The organism is Bacillus sp. TH30 (assembly GCF_016650875.1).
Taxonomy (GTDB): domain Bacteria; phylum Bacillota; class Bacilli; order Bacillales; family Bacillaceae_G; genus Bacillus_A; species Bacillus_A mycoides.
Genome location: NZ_JAEKEY010000002.1, coordinates 718,220 through 737,155 on the forward strand (window position 1 = coordinate 718,220; position 18,936 = coordinate 737,155).

Consider the following 18,936-nt stretch of genomic DNA (forward strand, 5'->3'; position numbering starts at 1 on the left):
TTCACTTTCGTGAAGTTATCCTTAAAAAATTTCCTTACTTTTTCAAATGATACGGTACTGTCGTAATAACAACATTTCTTTTATAGAGTAAATACGCACGAATGAGTAAACTAGACTGATTATGAAGAATGTTATGCCAACCTTTTTTCGGAATAAACTGTGGTATAACGACCGTAACTCGGTAATTTGATTCACTCGCCTTATATTGTACTGTATCAATAAATTTTGTTAGCGGCTGAATAATACTTCTATAATGAGAATGTAATGTAACAAGCCTTACTTCAGGTTGCCACTTCTCCCATTTCTCTTCAAATTTCTTTTCCTCTTCTCTGTCAAAAGCAACATACACAGCGATAACTTGATCTGCAGAAAGAGCTTTAGCATAGTTCAGTGAATTTTCTACTACATGAGTCATACCTGCTACAGGAACGACAATTACATTCCCTTCAATCGGAACAAGTGGTTCACAAGTTTTTAAACTTAATTGATCCCCCACTGCATCATAATGCTTCTTTATTCGATGGAACAAGAAGATAATGGCCGGTAAGAAAATAAGGATCGACCAAACTTGTGCGAATTTAGTTAAAAAGAACATACTCATTACGATAAAACTAATGACTGCACCAATTAAATTGACCGTTAATCTTAAAGCCCATCCTTCAGGCTTTTCACGAAGCCATTTTAGTACCATTCCAGTTTGAGAAAGTGTAAACGGAATAAATACCCCTACTGCATATAGCGGAATCAAGTGTTCTGTTTTTCCCTGAAAAGCTACAATTAAAATAATCGAAGAAATCCCAAGTATAATAATACCGTTTGAATAACCTAGGCGGTCTCCTCTAATCGTAAACATTCTCGGTATAAACTTATCTTTTGCAAGGTTAACTGCTAATAGCGGAAATGCAGAATAACCTGTGTTAGCAGCAAGAATTAATATTAAAGCTGTTGTACCTTGAATGAAATAGTACATGAAATTACGTCCAAATGTTTGTTCAGCAATTTGTGAAACAACTGTTACTTCCTTACTTGGATTAATTCCGTAATAATAAGCTAAAAAGACAATTCCTGAAAATAAAACTGCAAGTAATGCACCCATTGCAAGCAATGTTTTCGCTGCATTGTTAGGTGCAGGATCCTTAAAGTTTGGAATCGCATTAGAGATCGCTTCAACACCTGTTAATGCAGAGCTACCTGATGCAAACGCTCTTAACAGTAGAAATAAACTAATTCCCGCGACTGGTGTTCCAATTGGCGAATGCAGCGCGGGTGAAACGTGACCAGTCAAAATATTATATATTCCTACACCAATTAATATAAATAATGCTACAACGAATAAATAAACCGGATATGCTAAAACGGAAGCTGATTCCGTTACGCCTCTTAAATTTAAGATGGTAATCAATATGACAAATATAATCGCAATGATTACATTATGTGCATGTAAGCTAGGAAAAGCAGATGTGAGCGCATCTGTACCCGCAGATACACTTACTGCAACCGTTAAAATGTAATCGACTAATAAAGATCCTCCAGCTATTAATCCCGGATTCATCCCTAAATTTTCTTTTGATACAACATATGCTCCGCCGCCATGAGGGTAAGCAAAAATAATTTGTCGATAAGATAAAATAAGAGCTGTCAATAATACTAATACCCCAACAGCGATCGGAATAGAATACCAATAAGCTACCGCTCCAAGGCCTGCTAAAGCAATTAATATTTGCTCTGGTCCGTATGCGACCGATGACAATGCGTCAGAAGATAAAATGGCTAGCGCCTTTGTTTTATTAAGTTTTTGCTCTCCTAACTCAGTTGATTTTAACGGCCTTCCAATTAAAAACCTTTTGATAGATGAAACCACTGCTGTCCACTCTCCAATAATTTTGTACGAACTTTTCTGCTAGTTACAGCGGATAAACTATTTCTTCAGAAAACAAAAAATGTCTACAAGCCATAACGAAATAGACTTGTAGACATTATTTTTTTTGTCGCACAAGCTCCACCTTCCTTCTCAATATAACGCTTACGAGGTTAGCTGTCGGATTCGGGCCTATGAGTAGCCCTACCTTTTTCAAGGATTCACCCCATTGGATTAAGTACTAATCCAGAAGAACGGGTCCCCCGCACCATGCGGCTTCAGCGGTTTAGAAAATTGAAACTGTGGATTATAATACTCCTTTATTTTTAAAATGTAAACAAAAATTTTTAAAAATAAAAAATTTTAAATGATTGCGCATAATCCGCCGATAAATATACATAATGAATACTAAAAAAACCTTAAAGGAGACCCGTATGTCTAAAAAGAAGAAACCGCTTTTTTCTGACTCATATTTAGATGCAGTAGCAAATGAAATTAATCAGTTATATGGTAAACGCGAACAGGAAATAAATTTGACAGAAAGAATTAAAAGAAACAAATAATTTGTCATACTCAAATAAAAAAGATAGCAATACACTTATATATTGCTATCTTTTTTATTATTTCATACATCTAATTATATTATGGATTTATTAAAGGGCGTTTCCTCATACACTTTCAAATTTTGATATACAGCACCTAATGAAGGTGCTTCTATAGAAAATTGTTCTGCTACATCCAGTAAGTATCCTTGTAAATGTTCCCCTTCGATGAGCGAGCCTTTTTCCATATCACGCTGCATAGATGACTTCATATCATAAGAAATTTTATCAATCGTTTTCATATGGTCCTCAATAATATTATCTTTAACCGGAGCCCCCAATGCCCTCATAATTTGCACAGATTCCTCAAATAAGTTTCGGATAAAATCACGTCCACCTTCGCTCTCACGAATCGGTCCTATTGGTGCACGCATTAATGTTGTCACACCTGACATTACAGTAATAAATAAATATTTATGCCACATATCTTGCGTAATATTTTCACTTAAAACAAAACTAGATTTCGTACCTGCAAATGCTTTGGAAATATGATTGATTCTCTCTGAATCTTGAGACTTAATTTCTCCAAATACAAGTCTGTTGGCAGCACTCGTTTGTACAATTTCTCCCTGATTGTTTAATGTCGTCTCGATAAAGCATAGACCGCCAATTACTTTCTCTTCACCGAATTCCTTTTGTAATAGTGATAAATGAGCGATACCATTTAACAATGGGATTATTACAGTATTTTTACCTACAAACGGCTTTAAATCTATGGTCGCCTCGTGTAAATGATACGCTTTTGTTGAAAATAAAATCACATCAAATGGAGTCGTTCTATCTTCTTTCGTTACCAATTTCGGTTGAAATGAAAAATCTCCATTAACACTACGAATAACAAGGCCTTTTTCTTCTAATTGCTGTTTTCTTTTGCTGCGAACGAGAAATGTAACATCTTCTCCCTTTTCTACTAATCGGCCACCGAAAAATCCGCCAACGCCCCCAGCTCCTAATACTAAAATACGCATACAACATCCCCCTTTTTCTAACACAATTATACTAATTTTAGTATACATAACATTATACATGTCCCTTGTTAAATAAGCTGAATTTTCATTCTTAATCTAATGAACAAGAGAGGTTATTTTCAAGAAAAATTGGGCATGTTGTTTCTATAGCTTATACGGAAAGGAAACAATGTAAATGGAGGCAATACAAACAATCGAGGAAAAAGATGTAACAACAGCTATATTTCAATTTATATTCCCGTTTTCGTTTAAAACTGGATATGAACAAAATATGTTCCCTTTCTTACAAAAAAATGATTTTCGGCCTTTTCGACTCGATCATCTTGAAGATGAAAATACATATTACGGGAAATTTCAAGTTTCACATCAAAATATGGAAGCATACTATCTTTCCTTTACAAATAAAATTCTCTTTCCTCATTCAGAACATCAAAAAGGATTACAGCGCTATTCTAAAGACCTTAATTTAAATGGACATTTAACAACTAACCTTATTTCCGTTCCATTCAAGATACATTCTATTGATGTAACACTTTGTCCTTATGAGCTTGGGTTCTTAACAATTCGGACAGAAATAAAAACCGCTCCTAACATGACATTATCAGAAGCGATTGAATTCGCGGCTCGCTTCCGTGTACTTGAAACTAAAAGTGATACGACTGAGACTATTTGTATTGAATGTGATGGAAAAAAATATTCACAAGTAGAAAAACTTATATTCGGTGATTTATTTCATGGTTTAACAGACTTCTTTGAGAACAAGAGATTGCGGAGTTCTTACTTTCAAACATTCCCTTTCTTTGAAGACCAGCGAATGTATGTACAAACTCTATTATCCATAAACAAAGAGTCAGACCTTCATATAATCGATGTATATCGAGCTTCCAGTCTTTCCGGATTATCAGATGATGGTAAGCCATATATTAGTGCAAATAATGTTCCTTATATTCACGATTATTTAACAAAACATTCTTATCAAAGATGGGCTCCTAACCGTTACTTTATTATGGAAGAACATATTTTCACATGTATTACAAATGAAGGTGAACAAGCAGTCACTAAACTTGCTAGTCAAATGTACGGGGAGTTTTATTACGCTTTATTATTAAATTTATTTCATAAAGTTGTTTTATTAAAGATGGCAAACGCCTATGCTGAATTAAATATTGAACAAGATACAAATGAGATAGAGAAATTAATTTATTCAATAAATTCGTTTACAGCTAATTATTTTTCTTTAGAATTAGTATCCCAATCACAAAGTGAAGATATTTTCTTTCGTCTAAGAAAACTTTTTAACATTGAAGTACTGTACACGAACGCGAAACAAAATCTCGATAGTTTATTTAAATATCAAGAAAATGTTGCTTCAAAAAAAGATAGCCTCTTATTATTAATTTTAACGCTCTATTCTGTTGTAGGCCAAATGTTAGGGTTTACTATGATTGACCTTTTAAGAAACACCGATTCAAACAAAATATCATCGCCTTTTGAATTTTTCGCTCTATTAATAGCGATTAGCGGTATAGTCATTTCCCTCATTTTAGGTGCACAAGGTTTATACCAATGGGCTATACAGCATAAAAGAAGAAAAGCATGGGTAAAACAAACTGTATTATCTGCTGTTAAAGAGAAAAAAGATACAAAGTAAATAAAAAACAGATGGCAGCACGATGCTACCATCTGTTTTCTATTATGCTTACTTACCTGCTTCGATTTTTTCTAATGTAGCAGCTACTTGCTCTTCTGTTAATTCGTGTTGCACGATGTAACGGTTACGTGGGTGTACACGACATTCATGAGAACATGCACGTAAATGTTTTGCTTCACTTTCTTCAGAACATAAAATTTTCTTGTTACATTCAGGGTTTGCACAGTTTACATAGCGCTCGCAAGGTTCACCTGTAAAATGATCTTTACCAACGATAACGTGCTCTTTTTGGTTTACTGGTACAGCGATACGCTCATCAAATACGTAACATTGACCATCCCAAAGTTCACCTTGTACTTCTGGATCTTTTCCGTACGTTACAATTCCGCCATGAAGCTGGCTTACATCTTCATAACCTTCACGAACTAACCAACCTGAGAATTTCTCACAACGAATTCCCCCTGTACAGTACGTTAAAATCTTTTTACCTTCAAGTGTTTCTTTATTTTCTCTAATCCAATCTGGTAATTCACGGAATGATTCAATATCTGGTTTAATCGCACCTTTGAAGTGTCCTAAATCAAATTCATAATCATTTCGTGCATCAATGATAACTGTATCTTCTTGTTTCATTGCCTCATAAAAATCTTTTGGTTCTAAATACTTCCCAGTAATTTCTTTCGGGTTAATGTCGTCTTCTAGACGAAGTGTAACTAACTCTGAACGAGGACGTACGTGCATTTTCTTGAATGCATGTTCATCTGCCTCATCAATTTTAAATACGATTCCAGCAAAACGTGGATCATTATTCATCGCTTCCACGTATTTTTCTGTTTGTTCAACAGTTCCAGAACAAGTTCCGTTAATTCCTTCTGTCGCTACAAGAATTCTTCCTTTTAACTCAAGTGATTTACAAAATTCTAAATGCTGTTCAGCAAATTCTTCTGGATTTTCAATTGTTGTGTACATGTAATATAGTAATACTCTATATGGTTTTGTAGTTGCCAATGTATTTCTACCACCTATCTAAATTTTAAAATCATGTATAAGTTAACGTTCATATCAAAACATATATAATAAGAAAATATATACAAAATTATACGTAGCCTATTTTCTTCTATTTACAATTTTTTCTATAAGTTAACAGAAATAAAAACAAGATTACAGAACAAAACACTACGGTTAGGTTGTAATCCCAATATATTATATATCATACAATTTCATTTCCATCAATTAATATGCTGTAATATAGGCTGTATGTTCACATAAATTTCAAAAACAACCCTATAATTTATTATCTTCTCCCTTATTCAACAACCATAAACTCCCAAAATATTTTTGCATCGTCACACCATTCATTGCACACAGTCATATAATTTGCATTAAGGAAACTTTTATGTTCAAATGAAATTGCCACATCATATATCTAAATGTATTGAAATAATGAGTAAAAATAAAGTGAAACTTTAATCAAGTTAAGATTTCAAAGGGGAATATTACTATGAATAAAGATATAACAAAAGATGAACAAGTCCCTTCTCAAAGTACAACAGTTCAATCAGCCCATTTAGCGTTAAGTGGACAAACAAAAGGCTTTAAAAGACTGTTACCATTCTTAGGACCTGCTTTTATCGCATCAGTTGCTTATATTGATCCTGGGAACTTCGCTACAAATATCGCAGCTGGATCACAATATGGGTATTTATTGCTTTGGGTAATACTCGCTTCTAATTTAATGGCTGTATTAATTCAAACTTTATCAGCTAAATTAGGAATCGCTACTGGGAGAAATCTTCCTGAAGTAGCTCGCGAAAACTTCCCCAAACCAGTTTCCATCGGTTTATGGATACAAGGGGAACTCGTTATTATGGCTACAGATTTAGCTGAATTTATCGGGGCAGCACTTGGCTTATACTTACTATTTGGAATTCCGATGTTACCAGCTGCTTTAATTACAGCAGTTGGATCATTTATTATTCTTGAATTTCAACGCAGAGGCTTTCGTCCATTAGAAGCTATCATAACAGGTATGATTTTTATCGTTGTTATCGCTTTTGGTATCCAAGTCTTTTACGCAAAACCGGAATTAAGCCCTCTACTCTCAGGACTTTTCACTCCAAAATTCCAAGGTGTAGATAGCATCCTTTTAGCAACTGGAATTTTAGGTGCGACAGTAATGCCGCACGCGATATATTTACATTCGGCCTTAACGCAGCGCCGTGTAGTCGGAACAAATGATGAACAAAAGAAAAAAATTTTCCGCTTCGAATTCATCGATATTATTATTGCAATGGTTATCGCTGGAGCAATTAATGCAAGTATGTTAATTGTAGCAGCTGCACTATTCTTTAAAAACGGCTTGCACGTTGAAGACCTTGATGTTGCTTTTAACCATTTCAGTAATTTAGTCGGTCCTGTATCGGCTGCATTATTTGGGATTGGACTTTTATCAGCAGGTTTATCTAGTTCTTCTGTTGGTACGATGTCTGGTGATATTATTATGCAAGGATTCATTCGAATGCATATTCCGTTATACTTACGCCGATTTATAACAATGATTCCGCCTCTCGTTATTATCGCTTTAGGTGTAAATCCAACTTACGCTCTCGTTATGAGTCAAGTTGTCTTATCTTTCGGTATTGCCTTTGCATTAGTACCACTTATTATGTTTACAAGTAATAAGAAGATTATGGGCGCACTCGTCAACCATCGCATTACGACATTTATCGCGTGGTTAATCGCTGCACTTATTATCGTTTTAAATATTTTCTTACTGTATCAAACATTTGTAGGGTAATGAAAAAGGGTATTCCAAATTTGATTTGGAATACCCTTTTTGTATGAAATGATTTCCTTCTACTTACCACTTATGCATGTCTCTCTTTCTGGCATTATCGCACCTTTTTCAGTTCGAAAATAAAGTGGCAAGCCTTCCGTGAAAAACATACTCACCTTGGATGGATCCTGCCTTTGATGATGGATATGTAAATGTGGTTCACTTGAACTTCCTGAGTTACCGACTTGGGCAAGAACCTCCCCTTCATTTACACGTTCGCCTTCCCTCACTTTAATTGATCCTTTCTTTAAATGGGCAAGAAACAAAAATGTACCTGTTTCATCCAGTCGTAAATAAATATGATTTCCCGCCATCGATTGAAAATCATCCGATCCCGGAACTAAATCTATTTCATCATTTTTAATCGATACAACTGTCCCAGAAGCTGGTGCCATTACTTTCGCTCCATATATTCCATAATCCTCTAACTTACTACTTTTCACTTCAGCTGGTGGAATGAGAATATCGTACGCCCATCGTTCATTTGGTTTTATAACGTGATAGTTCGTTTCTAATTTATCGCCGCCCCAACCTATCAATGCTCGTTCATTCAAAGGAAAACGAACGACTACTTTAGGACTCATAGACTGTACATCTACTGGGTATGCAATTCTCCCAATGTTAGCGAACCATCCCACGGGCCAAGCTCCAATGGTAGAAAACAGAACTATTAATAGTAGCGTTCCATCTATCCGCTTTCTAAAAATGCCTTTCCAAACAAACATTACTGCTGAGCCTATTAAGAGAAAAACTGAAATTACACTAAAAGCCTGTATAATCCACCAAACAAAGACTGATGTAACGCCATTACCTAAATAAACTAAACTCCAACTTATAATTAAAAAAGCAACTATACTCGCTAATAAAAATCTCTTCCACATGCTGTATCCCTACTCTCCTATCTTTGTTCCCCATGATACGAAGTAAAAATTACGACATATGAAAGAAATACTTACGACTTTCTTACATTTCTTTATACTGCGGTAAAACGATAGTGAAAACCGTTTCTTTATCGTTACTACGTACAGTGATATCTCCTTTATGAAGTTCCGCTATACTTCTCGCAATTGCAAGCCCCATTCCTTTTCCACCCGTATGAGAGCTACGTGATTTTTCACCACGATAAAACTTTTCAAAAACGTAAGGAAGGTTCTCATTCGGAATGCATTGTCCAAAATTTTTAATTTCTATTTCAACATTCATATCTCTTTTAGAAACTTGAATTAAAAGCTCCTTTCCGTCTTTCCCGTACATAATACTATTACTAATTACATTTTCGAATAGCCTCACCATAACCGCTACATCCATTTCCACATGTAACACCTTATCACCTTTAATACAAAAGCTCATATCAGCATCATCTAGTTGTGGTAAAAAATCAATCATGATTTGTTCAATGAACGCTTTCATATTTATTACACTTTTATGTAATTCGATCTCTCTATAATTTATTTGACAATATTCTAATAAACCATCTACTTGATTTTTTAATTCATAACTTTTTCGCTTTAATATACTTACATACTGTTCACATTCTTCTCTATTTGAATGAAGCTGATTTCCTAACAGGTCCGCGTAACCTATTAGGGATGTTACAGGTGTTCGTAAGTCATGAGAAATATTACTAATCATTTCATTTTTCATTTCTTGCGATTTTTTTTCATTCTCGATAGACTCTTTTAAACTTTTGGCCATTCTATTAACATTCGCTGCTAATTCACCAATCTCGTCATTTTTTGAAATAAGTATATGTATTTCAAAATTACCATTACTTATTTCCTTCAGACTCTTGTTAATTTCAGATAATCTTTTCATCATTGTTTTTGTCATGAATGCAAAGTATATTGTAGTAAAAATTAAAAAAACTATTAAATATAAAAATGAATATTTTTCCTCTAACGCAGTAACATGACTATATATATTTCCAATTACAATTTGAAACGCTATTATACTTACAGTTGCTAACAAAATGCTACATATGAATGCGATAAAAAACTTAGCTCTCATGCCTTGTAATGATTTAATCTTCAATTTTATATCCGACTCCCCAAACATTTTGAATAAACTTCGGCTCTTTTGGATTCTCTTCAATTTTATTTCTTAATCTTGCAATATGAACCATTACTGTATTATTACTTTCATAGGCCCTTTCTTTCCAAACGCTTTCATATATTTCTTCAATAGTAAACACACGATTCATTGCAGCGGCCATTAAGTACAAAATATCATATTCAGTTTTCGTAAGATTGATTGTTTCTCCATATAACATCACTGTTCTCGACACTTCATCTATTTCTAAACCTCTAATGTTTATTTTCTTTTCTATTACTTGAACAGCATTTTGATTGAAGTATGTATACCTTCTTAATTGAGCTTTCACTCTTGCTATAAATTCAATTGTACTGAACGGTTTCACAATATAATCATCTGCCCCAGTACTAAAGCCAATTACTTTATCTACGTCCGATGATTTCGCGCTTAAAAACATAATTGGTAAACTATGTTTCTCTCTAATCCTTCTACACAATTCTATCCCATCCATTTGCGGCATCATAATATCCAGAATAGCAAGTTGAATACTGTTATTATTTATTATTTCTAAAGCCTCTTCTCCGTTATGAGCACTAAAAACTTTAAAACCTTCTTGCATTAAATTTGCGTTCACAAATCGAACAATATCTCGATCATCATCTACAATTAAAATTGAGTTTTTCTCCATATCTAAACCTCTTTTTGAAATATATTCCACAATCAATTTTATCACAAATCAAAACCATACTTCCCTCTTGAATAATCTTTATTTTCAGATTAAATTATATAATAACAAATACATTCTAGTTTCATAAGAAATGGAGTGAAAATATGTTTCCTATATTAAAAACCAACCGACTCATTTTACGAGAACTTACCGACGAAGATGCACCGAGTATATTACAGTGCTTTTCTAATACCGATGTCCTGCGCCATTATGGCCAAAAACCATTGCAAAATTTGGATCAAGTAAAACAAATCCTTACTAATTTTAAGTTGGGGTACAACGCAAGAAGCGGCATTAAATGGGGAATCGAATTAAAAGACAAGAAAGGGCTCATTGGAACAATTGGTTTTCATGATTGGTCTTCTGAACATAAACGAGCAAATATAAGTTATGCCTTTTTGCCTGAACACTGGGGAAATGGATATGCTACTGAGGCAGTTTCTGAAATTATATCTTATGGCTTCCATACGCTTCATTTAAAACGTATCGGGGCAATTGTATTTCTTGAAAACGAAGCTTCAAATAAAGTGCTATTAAAATTAGGATTTGAAAAAGAAGGGATTCTAAAAAACTATATGTATCAAGATGATATCCCATATGATACGAATTTTTATTCTTTATTAAAATCCGTTTAATAGATATAATTCCAAAAAAAGAAACCTCACTTTTAAAAGTAAGGTTTCTTTTTTGATTAATAGTTTTACTTATTATCGATATAAGCATTCTTATAAGTATAAACGCCACCAAATTGATGCTTTTCAATTCCTTTTACATAATCCTTTTGTACATAAGCGGAACCAATATGATAAAGCGGTGCTACCGCAGCGTCCTCTAATATGACCTGCTCAGCTTCTCGCAACGCTTCCCATCTTTTCTTTTGATCTAGTATAAGATCATTTTTAGCTTTTTTTATTAGCTCATCGTAATGAGGATTAGAATAATTCATTTTATTATTTGGATTACTTGTCGTAAATAGCTCTAAATAACTAATTGGATCTTTATAATCTGGTCCCCAATTTACCATAGATATATCGTAATCACCTGTTTGTTCTAATTGTAATTTTTGCTTAAATGGCTGTTGTTTAATTTGTATCGTTAATCCATGCAAATTCTTCTCTAAGTCACCTTTTATATATTCCGCCATACGTTTTGCGTTATCTTGTTCAAACGTTAAAAATTCGAGTTTTACTTCGTCTACTCCCAGTTCTTCCTTCGCTTCTTCCCAAATCTTTTTCGCATTTTGCAAATCATATGGAGAAAGATCTCCGTTTTCTTTTCTAAAATCTTTACCAGTCTCTTCATTTACATGACCAACTGGTACAAGTCCACTTGCAGGTTTTGCCCCGTTATTAATAAAGTGCGTAACAAAATCCTTCTTATTTAACACTAATGAAATAGATTGACGTACTTTCTTATTTGCTAACGCATTATTTTTCTCATTAAAACGTAGCATAGCAATTCCAGGATCGCTTGACATATGTAATTCCTTATTCCCTTTATACTTGTCTACAAATTGCGAATTAATAGGCACTCGATCCAAATCACCAGCTTCGTATAAATTAACAACCGTCATTGTATCTTTTACAATTTGAAAGTTTATTTCGTCTAATTTCACTTTCTTTTGATCCCAATATGTAGCATTCTTCTTTAATTGAAACTCTTGTTCATGCTTCCATTTCTCTAATACAAATGGCCCATTATATATGAGATTACTAGGTTCCAATGCATAATTCTTTCCTTGTTCTTTCAAAAATGATTCATGCTGTGGTAAGTAAATAGGTAGTGCTAACAACTGTAAAAAATAAGGAATTGGCTGTTCGAGTTCCACTTCTAACTTATAATCATTTATAACTTTAACCCCAAGTTCATCAAGAGGCATTGTTCCCTTATTTATCTCTTTCGCATTTTTCACGTAAAAGAGCATGTACGCATATTGAGACGCTGTTTCAGAATTAATTGCACGTTTCCATGCAAACATAAAATCATTTGCTGTCACACTGTCTCCATTTGACCATTTTGCATCTTTACGCAAATCAAATGTATATTTTTTACCATCTTCACTTCTTTTAAACGATTTTGCTACTGCTGGAATAGGTTGATCTTGATCATCTAATACATACAATCCTTCAAATATGTTTTGCATAACGTGTGCTGATGTACCATCCATCGTTTTCGCAGTATCAAGAGAAGGAATTTCTTCTGATACCGTTACATTTAATACTTGTTTTTTTGCCTCTGTGTCACTTTTATTCGCTTTATTATTACAAGCTGTTAATAATAAAGTTGTAACAAGTGCCATTACTATTAAATGGCTCTTTTTTCGCTTCATGAGTTGTTCTCCTTAAGTATAAAATATTATAAAGCGTTATATATTATAGCAGAAATACTAACAGAAAGATGCGACATTCTTTTGAATATTTATTCGTTCAAGAAAAAAGCTATCCTTTTAAAAAAGGATAGCTTTCTCAACTGATATATAATTACCTATCTTTGTAAACCTCGTTTATAACGACTTGCTTCAAATATAATACGCTCTTCATCTAATGTTTTACATTCACCATTCCAAACGACACGTTTACCATTAATAATTACATCGCTTATATCTTTTCCACTAGCTGCATACACAAGATGTGATAACACTTCATCTGCCGGTTGTAAATGCGGCTTATTAGATGGGTCAATCGTAATAAAATCAGCACGCTTTCCAACCTCAAGTGAGCCCGTTTGTTTCATCCCGATTACTTCAGCAGCTCCTTTAGTCGCAAGTGTAAGAGCTGTTTCAACTGGTAACGCTGTTGCATCTTGATGAATACCTTTTTGTAATAATGTTGCAATGCGCATTTCTTCAAACATATCTAAATTGTTGTTAGACGCCACACTATCTGTTGCAATCCCTACTTTTATTCCTGCTTCTAGCATCGCTTTTACATTCGCTATACCAGAACCTAGTTTTAAATTACTATTTGGGTTATGAGCTACTCGAACATCATGTTCTGCTAAAAATGCACGCTCATTTTCATTTAATACTACACCGTGCGCAATAACTGTTGGGCGTTTAAACAATCCGCAGCTTGCTGCATATTCTACTGGACGCTTCCCATACTGTGCTTCAATATCACGTACTTCACGCTCTGTTTCAGAAAGATGAATATGAACCATCGTTTGATTTTCTACTGCAATACGAGCACACTCTTCTAACAGTTCTGTGGAACATGTATATGGACTATGCGGTGCAACCATCGTAGTTAACATACCACTTTCGTTATAGTAACGCTTCACATATTTCTCAGCTTCTTCAATTGCTTTCTTTTCATCGTCTTTCGTTCCGAAGCTAAATAAAGTTCTTGAAACAGCAGCACGCATTCCACTCCTTGATACCGTTTCCATAATTGCATCTTGGTCTACTCCAATAGGATTAAACATATCAGAGAATGATGTTGTACCACTTTTCACCATTTCAAGTAATCCTAATTCCGTGCTAGCGACCGCAAGCTCTGGCGTAAACTGACTTTCAAGTGGCCAAATTCTCGTCTCAAGCCATGGCTGCAATAACATATCATCTCCGATACCTCTCAAAAGGCTCATAACAACATGTGTATGTGTATTGACAAGCCCTGGTAAAATCCACTTTCCTTTCATGTCAATTACTTCATCTACTTCAAAATCATTAGCGAATTCTCCGCTATTTATATCTATAATTTGATCATTTTCTACAATGATATATCCATTTTCTATCACTTCATTTTGTTCATTCATCGTTGCAATTGTAGCGTTTACATAAGTTGTTTTCAAAAGTATTTCCCCTTTCAACTCTATGAAGTTCCCTTTAATTAGTTACCACCATTATAGTAACTTATTGAAGATTAAGAGTCAAAAGATAATTTTAATTCTTTCGTTGTCTTTTCCTTCGAAATGCTATATTGTTTTTCATTTGTATCTGCAAATGCTTCTTCACGGCTCGACTTCATGTCCATATAGTTTAATGTTTCATGAAATTGGGTCCTAGTAAAATCATACCTTTTCCCATCTACTTTATTGTAGAAATGCCATACTTCACCTATCTTCGTCTTTATTATCTCTCCCCCGCACAATTCTTGGACAATAAGGGCCGTTACACCACATTATCCCTTTGCTGGGCTTTCACTCGTCCACTTAGAACTCGTTTCTATTGACCAAGATTTTCTTAATGCTTCATATAGTTGTTTAATCTTTATGCTATCCATATTCAGCATCTCCTGACATTAGCAATTTCACACATCATATGTAAAAGCAGTAAAAGGCAATTTTTAAAAATCATTACTATTTGTAACACCGTTCAATATATTGAACGGTGTTACAAATGATTTAATTCACCTTTGCTCCATAACATCTCGCGACTGCAACCGCCTGCGCTATATCTAATTTCACGTTTTTTAAATCAAAAGCTTTAAAATCAACTCTATCAACTACAGCTCCTCTTAAATCCGCCCCACTAAGTTTCACCTTACCTAATTGTGCGCCCGTTAAATCCGCTTCACGCAAATCTGCTTTTTCTAAATTACATTCATATAGGTCAGCTTCAATTAAACGAATACCCTTTAACATTTGTTTACTTAAGTTCGCAAACCTTAAATTCGTATATGACCAATCGCCTGATATAATTGTTATTCCGTCTAAATTCGCCTCTTCGAAATCAGAACCAGTCATTTTACATTCTTCAAACTTAGATACAAATAAATTCGCACCAAAAAACCTACAATTAGCAAACGTAGTTCCTTGATGGATAGAAGCATTAAAAAGAGTACCAGTAAAATCACATTCTATGAAATTACAATTTTCAGTAAAAACTTCTGATGCATCTATCCCTCTAAAACGGCATTTTATGAAGGTACAATTTTTCAATTCCTCGTCTTTTATCCAGACATCTTGAAAATCTATTTCTACATATTCTTTATTTACAAATTCACTCATAATCAATCCTCCAATTTTTCAAAAAACCTCACTTCAGCATGAAGTGAGGTTTCTTCTTATACAATATGCTCATCTAACCATGAAATCAAATCTTGAAATACATCTTCTCTATTCACTTCATGGAACATTTCATGTCTACCATTTTCATATAAACGAAGTGTTACATCTTTCACACCACATTTTTTATAGTTTTCGTATACTTCTTTTACACCTTTCCCCATATCCCCAACAGGATCACGATCACCAGAGAATATATGTATTGGAAGATTTTTTGGTGTCTTCTTGTATTCTTCTATTTTATTTACTTCTAGAACTCCATGAAACAATTCTCGGTAAAAACTAGTCGTGCAAATGAATCCACATAACGGATCCGCAATATACTTATCAACTTGATGAATATCTGAAGATAACCAATCAAATTTCGTACGATTTGGCTTAAAGTGTGAGTTGAAGTTTCCGAAAGATAAGAAGTTCAGCATCGGACTTTTCGTTTTCTTTCCGCGAAGTTTCATCTCAATTGTCGCTACTTTATGACCGATACTTCCTAAAATCCCTGGATTTCCACCAGTTCCTGAAATAAGAAATCCATCATATAGTTCACCTCTAAGTTGTACAGCACGTCTTGATAAAAAAGAACCCATACTATGTCCAAGTAAAAATAACGAGCATGTCTGCTCTTCTTTTATCATTTCCGAAACAAAGATAACATCAGACACAGCCTGATTCCAACCTACATTTGGTTCAAAATGACCATAGTCCTCTTCTCTTTTTACTGTTTTTCCATGCCCTTTATGATCATGAGCATAAACACCATATCCTGCTTCTAATAAGGCATCAATAAATTCTGTATAAACACCTGCATGTTCTGTCATACCATGTGCAATTTGAACAATTCCCCGCGGATTTCCTTCTGGTAACCATTTACGCAAGTAAATTTCCGATTTATCCAATGCCGTAACGAAATTTTCCTGTATGCTCATTCCGACAGCCTCCAAATCTATTATGTATATCTTTTTTTATAATGAATAAACATTCATTATTCTTATTATGTATTATATGCAATTGCTTTCATTATGACAAATGATCTATTTTTCCGATTACATATTAAACTATTATCTTGACGAATTTAAAATAAAATTATATAGTTACTTACATAAAGTAATTAATATATTTTTAGGAGGTTTTAATCATGATGCCCTCACTATTTTTAGCACATGGATCACCTATGCTTGCTATTCAAGATACAGACTATACACGCTTTTTAAAGACACTTGGAGAAACATATAAACCGAAAGCTATTGTTATTTTTACCGCTCACTGGGAAAGTGAAGTATTAACGATTTCCTCTTCAGATGAAGTATATGAAACAATCTATGACTTTGGAGGTTTTCCTCCTGAGTTATACGAAATCAAATATCATGCGAAAGGCTCTTCTAGCATTGCGTCTATGCTAGAAACAAAATTTAAAAACAAAGGCATTCCAGTCCATCATAATATGACGAGAGGTTTAGATCATGGTTCATGGACACTCCTGCATCGTATGTACCCAGAAGCCAATATTCCTGTCGTACAAATATCAGTAAATCCATTCCTTCCTGCAAAAGAACAATTTGAAATTGGAGAAGCACTAAAAGGACTTGGACAAGAAGATATTTTAGTAATCGGCAGCGGAGTTACTGTTCATAATTTACGAGCATTAAAATGGAATGAAACAACTCCGGAACAATGGGCGATTGAATTTGATGATTGGATTATAAATCATATGCATACTAGCGATAAAGATGCATTGTTTAACTGGGAAAGAAATGCTCCTCATGCACAATTAGCTGTACCAAGAGCGGAACATTTTGTTCCTCTATTTATCGCGATGGGTAGTGGTGAGAACGACGGTACGGTCATTCACCGTAGCTACGAGCTTGGTACATTAAGTTATCTTTGCCTTCAATTTTAATGAAAAAGGATGAAGCAATATTGCTTCATCCTTTTTCTGTTTTTCATTCACATAGTTAACTAACTTCCAAATGTCGTTTCTCTGATACCTCTTCGTTCTTACTATGAAAATAAACCCAAATGCACGCAATAAATAATAGTGATGATGTAGAGAAGAAAACATATTGGAAGCCTGCATGAGCTGCAATTTGTCCACCAAGTACTGGCCCAATCATATTTCCTAAAAACTGAAACGATTGATTATATCCAAATATTCGTCCCGTTACATGGGTTGGCGTATGTTGTTTTAGTAGAGTTTGTACGGAAGGTAATAGTCCTGCTTGTGCAATACCTAATAAAAAGCGAAGAATTAATAGTTGCCAAGCTGAGGTTACAAATGCTTGCGGAATAAAAATAATTCCTGCAGCAAACAACGCTACAACTAACGTTTTTTGAGGTCCAATATGATCTGATAATCTTCCTAGCTTAGGAGCTGCTAAAATTACTGCTAATCCTGTCGCAGACATGACTGCACCTGCAAGCATTTCAATATGATCTGTTCCTGGTCCTGCCAAATGCTTTACGTACAACGTAATAATAGGTTGAATCGACATATTTGCAAGCTGAATAATAAACGTTGCTACAAATAAACTTATTATTAAATGTTTTGCAGGGACCATCGTCCATACTTTCTTCGGCTGTGCCTTTTTTTCTTTAGCAGAATGTTTCTCCTCATGTAAGAAGAAAAAGACGATAAGAAAGGAAAGGAATAAGAAAGCTCCTGTAACTAGAAAAACATGGCGCATTCCAATTAACTCTGACAAATAACCTCCGAGTATCGGCCCAAGTAATGAACCGCTCACGCCTCCAGTTGAAATTGTAGAAATTGCCCAACCTGAATGTTCTTGCGGAGTTTCTGCAGCAATAAGTGTCATCGCTGTAGAAAGGAAACCTGATACCGATCCCATTAAAAACCGAAGTGCGACTAATTGATACACATCTGTCACAAACCCCATAAGCGTCATAATTATCGCCATACCAAGGCTAGCACGTATAAGCATCAATTTCCGTCCATGTATATCACCGAGCTTTCCCCATATCGGTGATACAATCGCACCCATTAAAAATGTTACACCAAATGCAAGTCCCGACCACTGTGCAATACTAGCAGTGCCGGTCACCCCTAATTCCTCAATATAAAAAGATAAAAAAGGAATTACTAAACTCATACCGGCTGCAGTGGTAAAACAACCTAGCCAACAAATCATTAAATTTCGTTTCCAGCTGGCCATTTTCACACCTTCTTTCATTAGATACCCATTCTACACCGTTTCCTGGAAAAAGTTTAGTAATTTGCTTTATACATAATAAAACTCTATCCCTT

General features: G+C 34.5%; 16 protein-coding genes, 1 pseudogene and 1 riboswitch. Of the genes and pseudogenes, 5 read left to right on the forward strand and 12 right to left on the reverse strand.

Annotation, left to right across the window (positions count from 1 at the left end; genetic code table 11):
• Positions 1-34: 34 nt before the first annotated feature.
• Positions 35-1,861, reverse strand: a complete 1,827-nt coding sequence (locus tag JFU20_RS05870; protein WP_002165968.1) for an APC family permease — start codon at positions 1,859-1,861, stop codon at positions 35-37.
• A 144-nt stretch (positions 1,862-2,005) separates the two neighbouring features.
• A riboswitch (cyclic di-AMP (ydaO/yuaA leader) is annotated at positions 2,006-2,152 on the reverse strand.
• Positions 2,153-2,292: 140 nt separating this feature from the next.
• Between JFU20_RS05870 and JFU20_RS30395 the strand changes: the two genes are divergently transcribed.
• Positions 2,293-2,421 (forward strand): hypothetical protein, encoded by a 129-nt coding sequence (locus JFU20_RS30395; protein WP_000038255.1) that lies wholly within the window; start codon positions 2,293-2,295, stop codon positions 2,419-2,421.
• Between the two features lie 74 nt (positions 2,422-2,495).
• Here the strand turns inward: JFU20_RS30395 and panE are convergent, their stop codons facing one another.
• Entirely contained in the window at positions 2,496-3,428 is a 933-nt protein-coding gene (gene panE, locus JFU20_RS05875; protein ID WP_002165969.1) for a 2-dehydropantoate 2-reductase, read from the reverse strand.
• A 175-nt stretch (positions 3,429-3,603) separates the two neighbouring features.
• On the opposite strand from panE, the gene JFU20_RS05880 reads away from it, so the two are divergent.
• The gene (locus JFU20_RS05880) at positions 3,604-5,079 is read left to right on the forward strand and encodes a hypothetical protein (RefSeq protein ID WP_002064823.1); all 1,476 of its coding nucleotides are present in this window, start codon (positions 3,604-3,606) and stop codon (positions 5,077-5,079) included.
• Between the two features lie 48 nt (positions 5,080-5,127).
• On the opposite strand, the gene trhO is transcribed toward JFU20_RS05880, so the two are convergent.
• Positions 5,128-6,087 (reverse strand): oxygen-dependent tRNA uridine(34) hydroxylase TrhO, encoded by a 960-nt coding sequence (gene trhO, locus JFU20_RS05885; protein WP_002086277.1) that lies wholly within the window; start codon positions 6,085-6,087, stop codon positions 5,128-5,130.
• Positions 6,088-6,580: 493 nt separating this feature from the next.
• Here trhO and JFU20_RS05890 point away from each other — a divergent pair, with 493 nt between their 5' ends.
• On the forward strand, positions 6,581-7,876 hold the full coding sequence (locus tag JFU20_RS05890) for an Nramp family divalent metal transporter (protein WP_201038446.1): 1,296 nt from the start codon (positions 6,581-6,583) through the stop codon (positions 7,874-7,876).
• A gap of 59 nt (positions 7,877-7,935) precedes the next feature.
• Here JFU20_RS05890 and JFU20_RS05895 read toward each other — a convergent pair whose 3' ends face one another.
• From JFU20_RS05895 to JFU20_RS05905, 3 genes are all read right to left on the reverse strand, one after another.
• The gene (locus JFU20_RS05895; RefSeq protein ID WP_002165971.1) at positions 7,936-8,796 is read right to left on the reverse strand and encodes a M23 family metallopeptidase; all 861 of its coding nucleotides are present in this window, start codon (positions 8,794-8,796) and stop codon (positions 7,936-7,938) included.
• Positions 8,797-8,878: 82 nt separating this feature from the next.
• A complete protein-coding gene (locus JFU20_RS05900; protein ID WP_002165972.1) occupies positions 8,879-9,946 on the reverse strand; it encodes a sensor histidine kinase in 1,068 nt (355 codons plus the stop codon).
• A complete protein-coding gene (locus tag JFU20_RS05905; protein ID WP_002165973.1) occupies positions 9,936-10,634 on the reverse strand; it encodes a response regulator transcription factor in 699 nt (232 codons plus the stop codon). The genes JFU20_RS05900 and JFU20_RS05905 overlap by 11 nt, the downstream gene beginning before the upstream one ends.
• A gap of 143 nt (positions 10,635-10,777) precedes the next feature.
• Between JFU20_RS05905 and JFU20_RS05910 the strand changes: the two genes are divergently transcribed.
• Positions 10,778-11,308 (forward strand): GNAT family N-acetyltransferase, encoded by a 531-nt coding sequence (locus JFU20_RS05910; RefSeq protein WP_002126807.1) that lies wholly within the window; start codon positions 10,778-10,780, stop codon positions 11,306-11,308.
• Positions 11,309-11,373: 65 nt separating this feature from the next.
• Here the strand turns inward: JFU20_RS05910 and JFU20_RS05915 are convergent, their stop codons facing one another.
• The 5 genes and pseudogenes from JFU20_RS05915 to JFU20_RS05935 form a co-directional block, all read right to left on the reverse strand.
• Positions 11,374-13,002 carry a peptide ABC transporter substrate-binding protein gene (locus tag JFU20_RS05915; protein ID WP_002165974.1) on the reverse strand — a complete coding sequence of 543 codons (1,629 nt, stop codon included), beginning with the start codon at positions 13,000-13,002 and terminating at the stop codon, positions 11,374-11,376.
• A 155-nt stretch (positions 13,003-13,157) separates the two neighbouring features.
• The gene (locus JFU20_RS05920) at positions 13,158-14,483 is read right to left on the reverse strand and encodes a bifunctional S-methyl-5'-thioadenosine deaminase/S-adenosylhomocysteine deaminase (RefSeq protein WP_002012138.1); all 1,326 of its coding nucleotides are present in this window, start codon (positions 14,481-14,483) and stop codon (positions 13,158-13,160) included.
• Positions 14,484-14,536: 53 nt separating this feature from the next.
• A pseudogene (locus JFU20_RS05925) lies at positions 14,537-14,896 on the reverse strand (YunG family protein).
• Positions 14,897-15,017: 121 nt separating this feature from the next.
• Positions 15,018-15,623: a pentapeptide repeat-containing protein gene (locus tag JFU20_RS05930; protein ID WP_002012141.1), complete on the reverse strand. Its 606-nt coding sequence runs from the start codon at positions 15,621-15,623 to the stop codon at positions 15,018-15,020.
• Between the two features lie 56 nt (positions 15,624-15,679).
• Positions 15,680-16,603: an alpha/beta fold hydrolase gene (locus tag JFU20_RS05935; RefSeq protein WP_002165977.1), complete on the reverse strand. Its 924-nt coding sequence runs from the start codon at positions 16,601-16,603 to the stop codon at positions 15,680-15,682.
• Between the two features lie 209 nt (positions 16,604-16,812).
• Between JFU20_RS05935 and JFU20_RS05940 the strand changes: the two genes are divergently transcribed.
• The gene (locus tag JFU20_RS05940) at positions 16,813-17,574 is read left to right on the forward strand and encodes a DODA-type extradiol aromatic ring-opening family dioxygenase (protein ID WP_002012144.1); all 762 of its coding nucleotides are present in this window, start codon (positions 16,813-16,815) and stop codon (positions 17,572-17,574) included.
• Positions 17,575-17,629: 55 nt separating this feature from the next.
• Here JFU20_RS05940 and JFU20_RS05945 read toward each other — a convergent pair whose 3' ends face one another.
• A complete protein-coding gene (locus JFU20_RS05945) occupies positions 17,630-18,844 on the reverse strand; it encodes a multidrug efflux MFS transporter (RefSeq protein WP_002165978.1) in 1,215 nt (404 codons plus the stop codon).
• Positions 18,845-18,936: the final 92 nt, after the last annotated feature.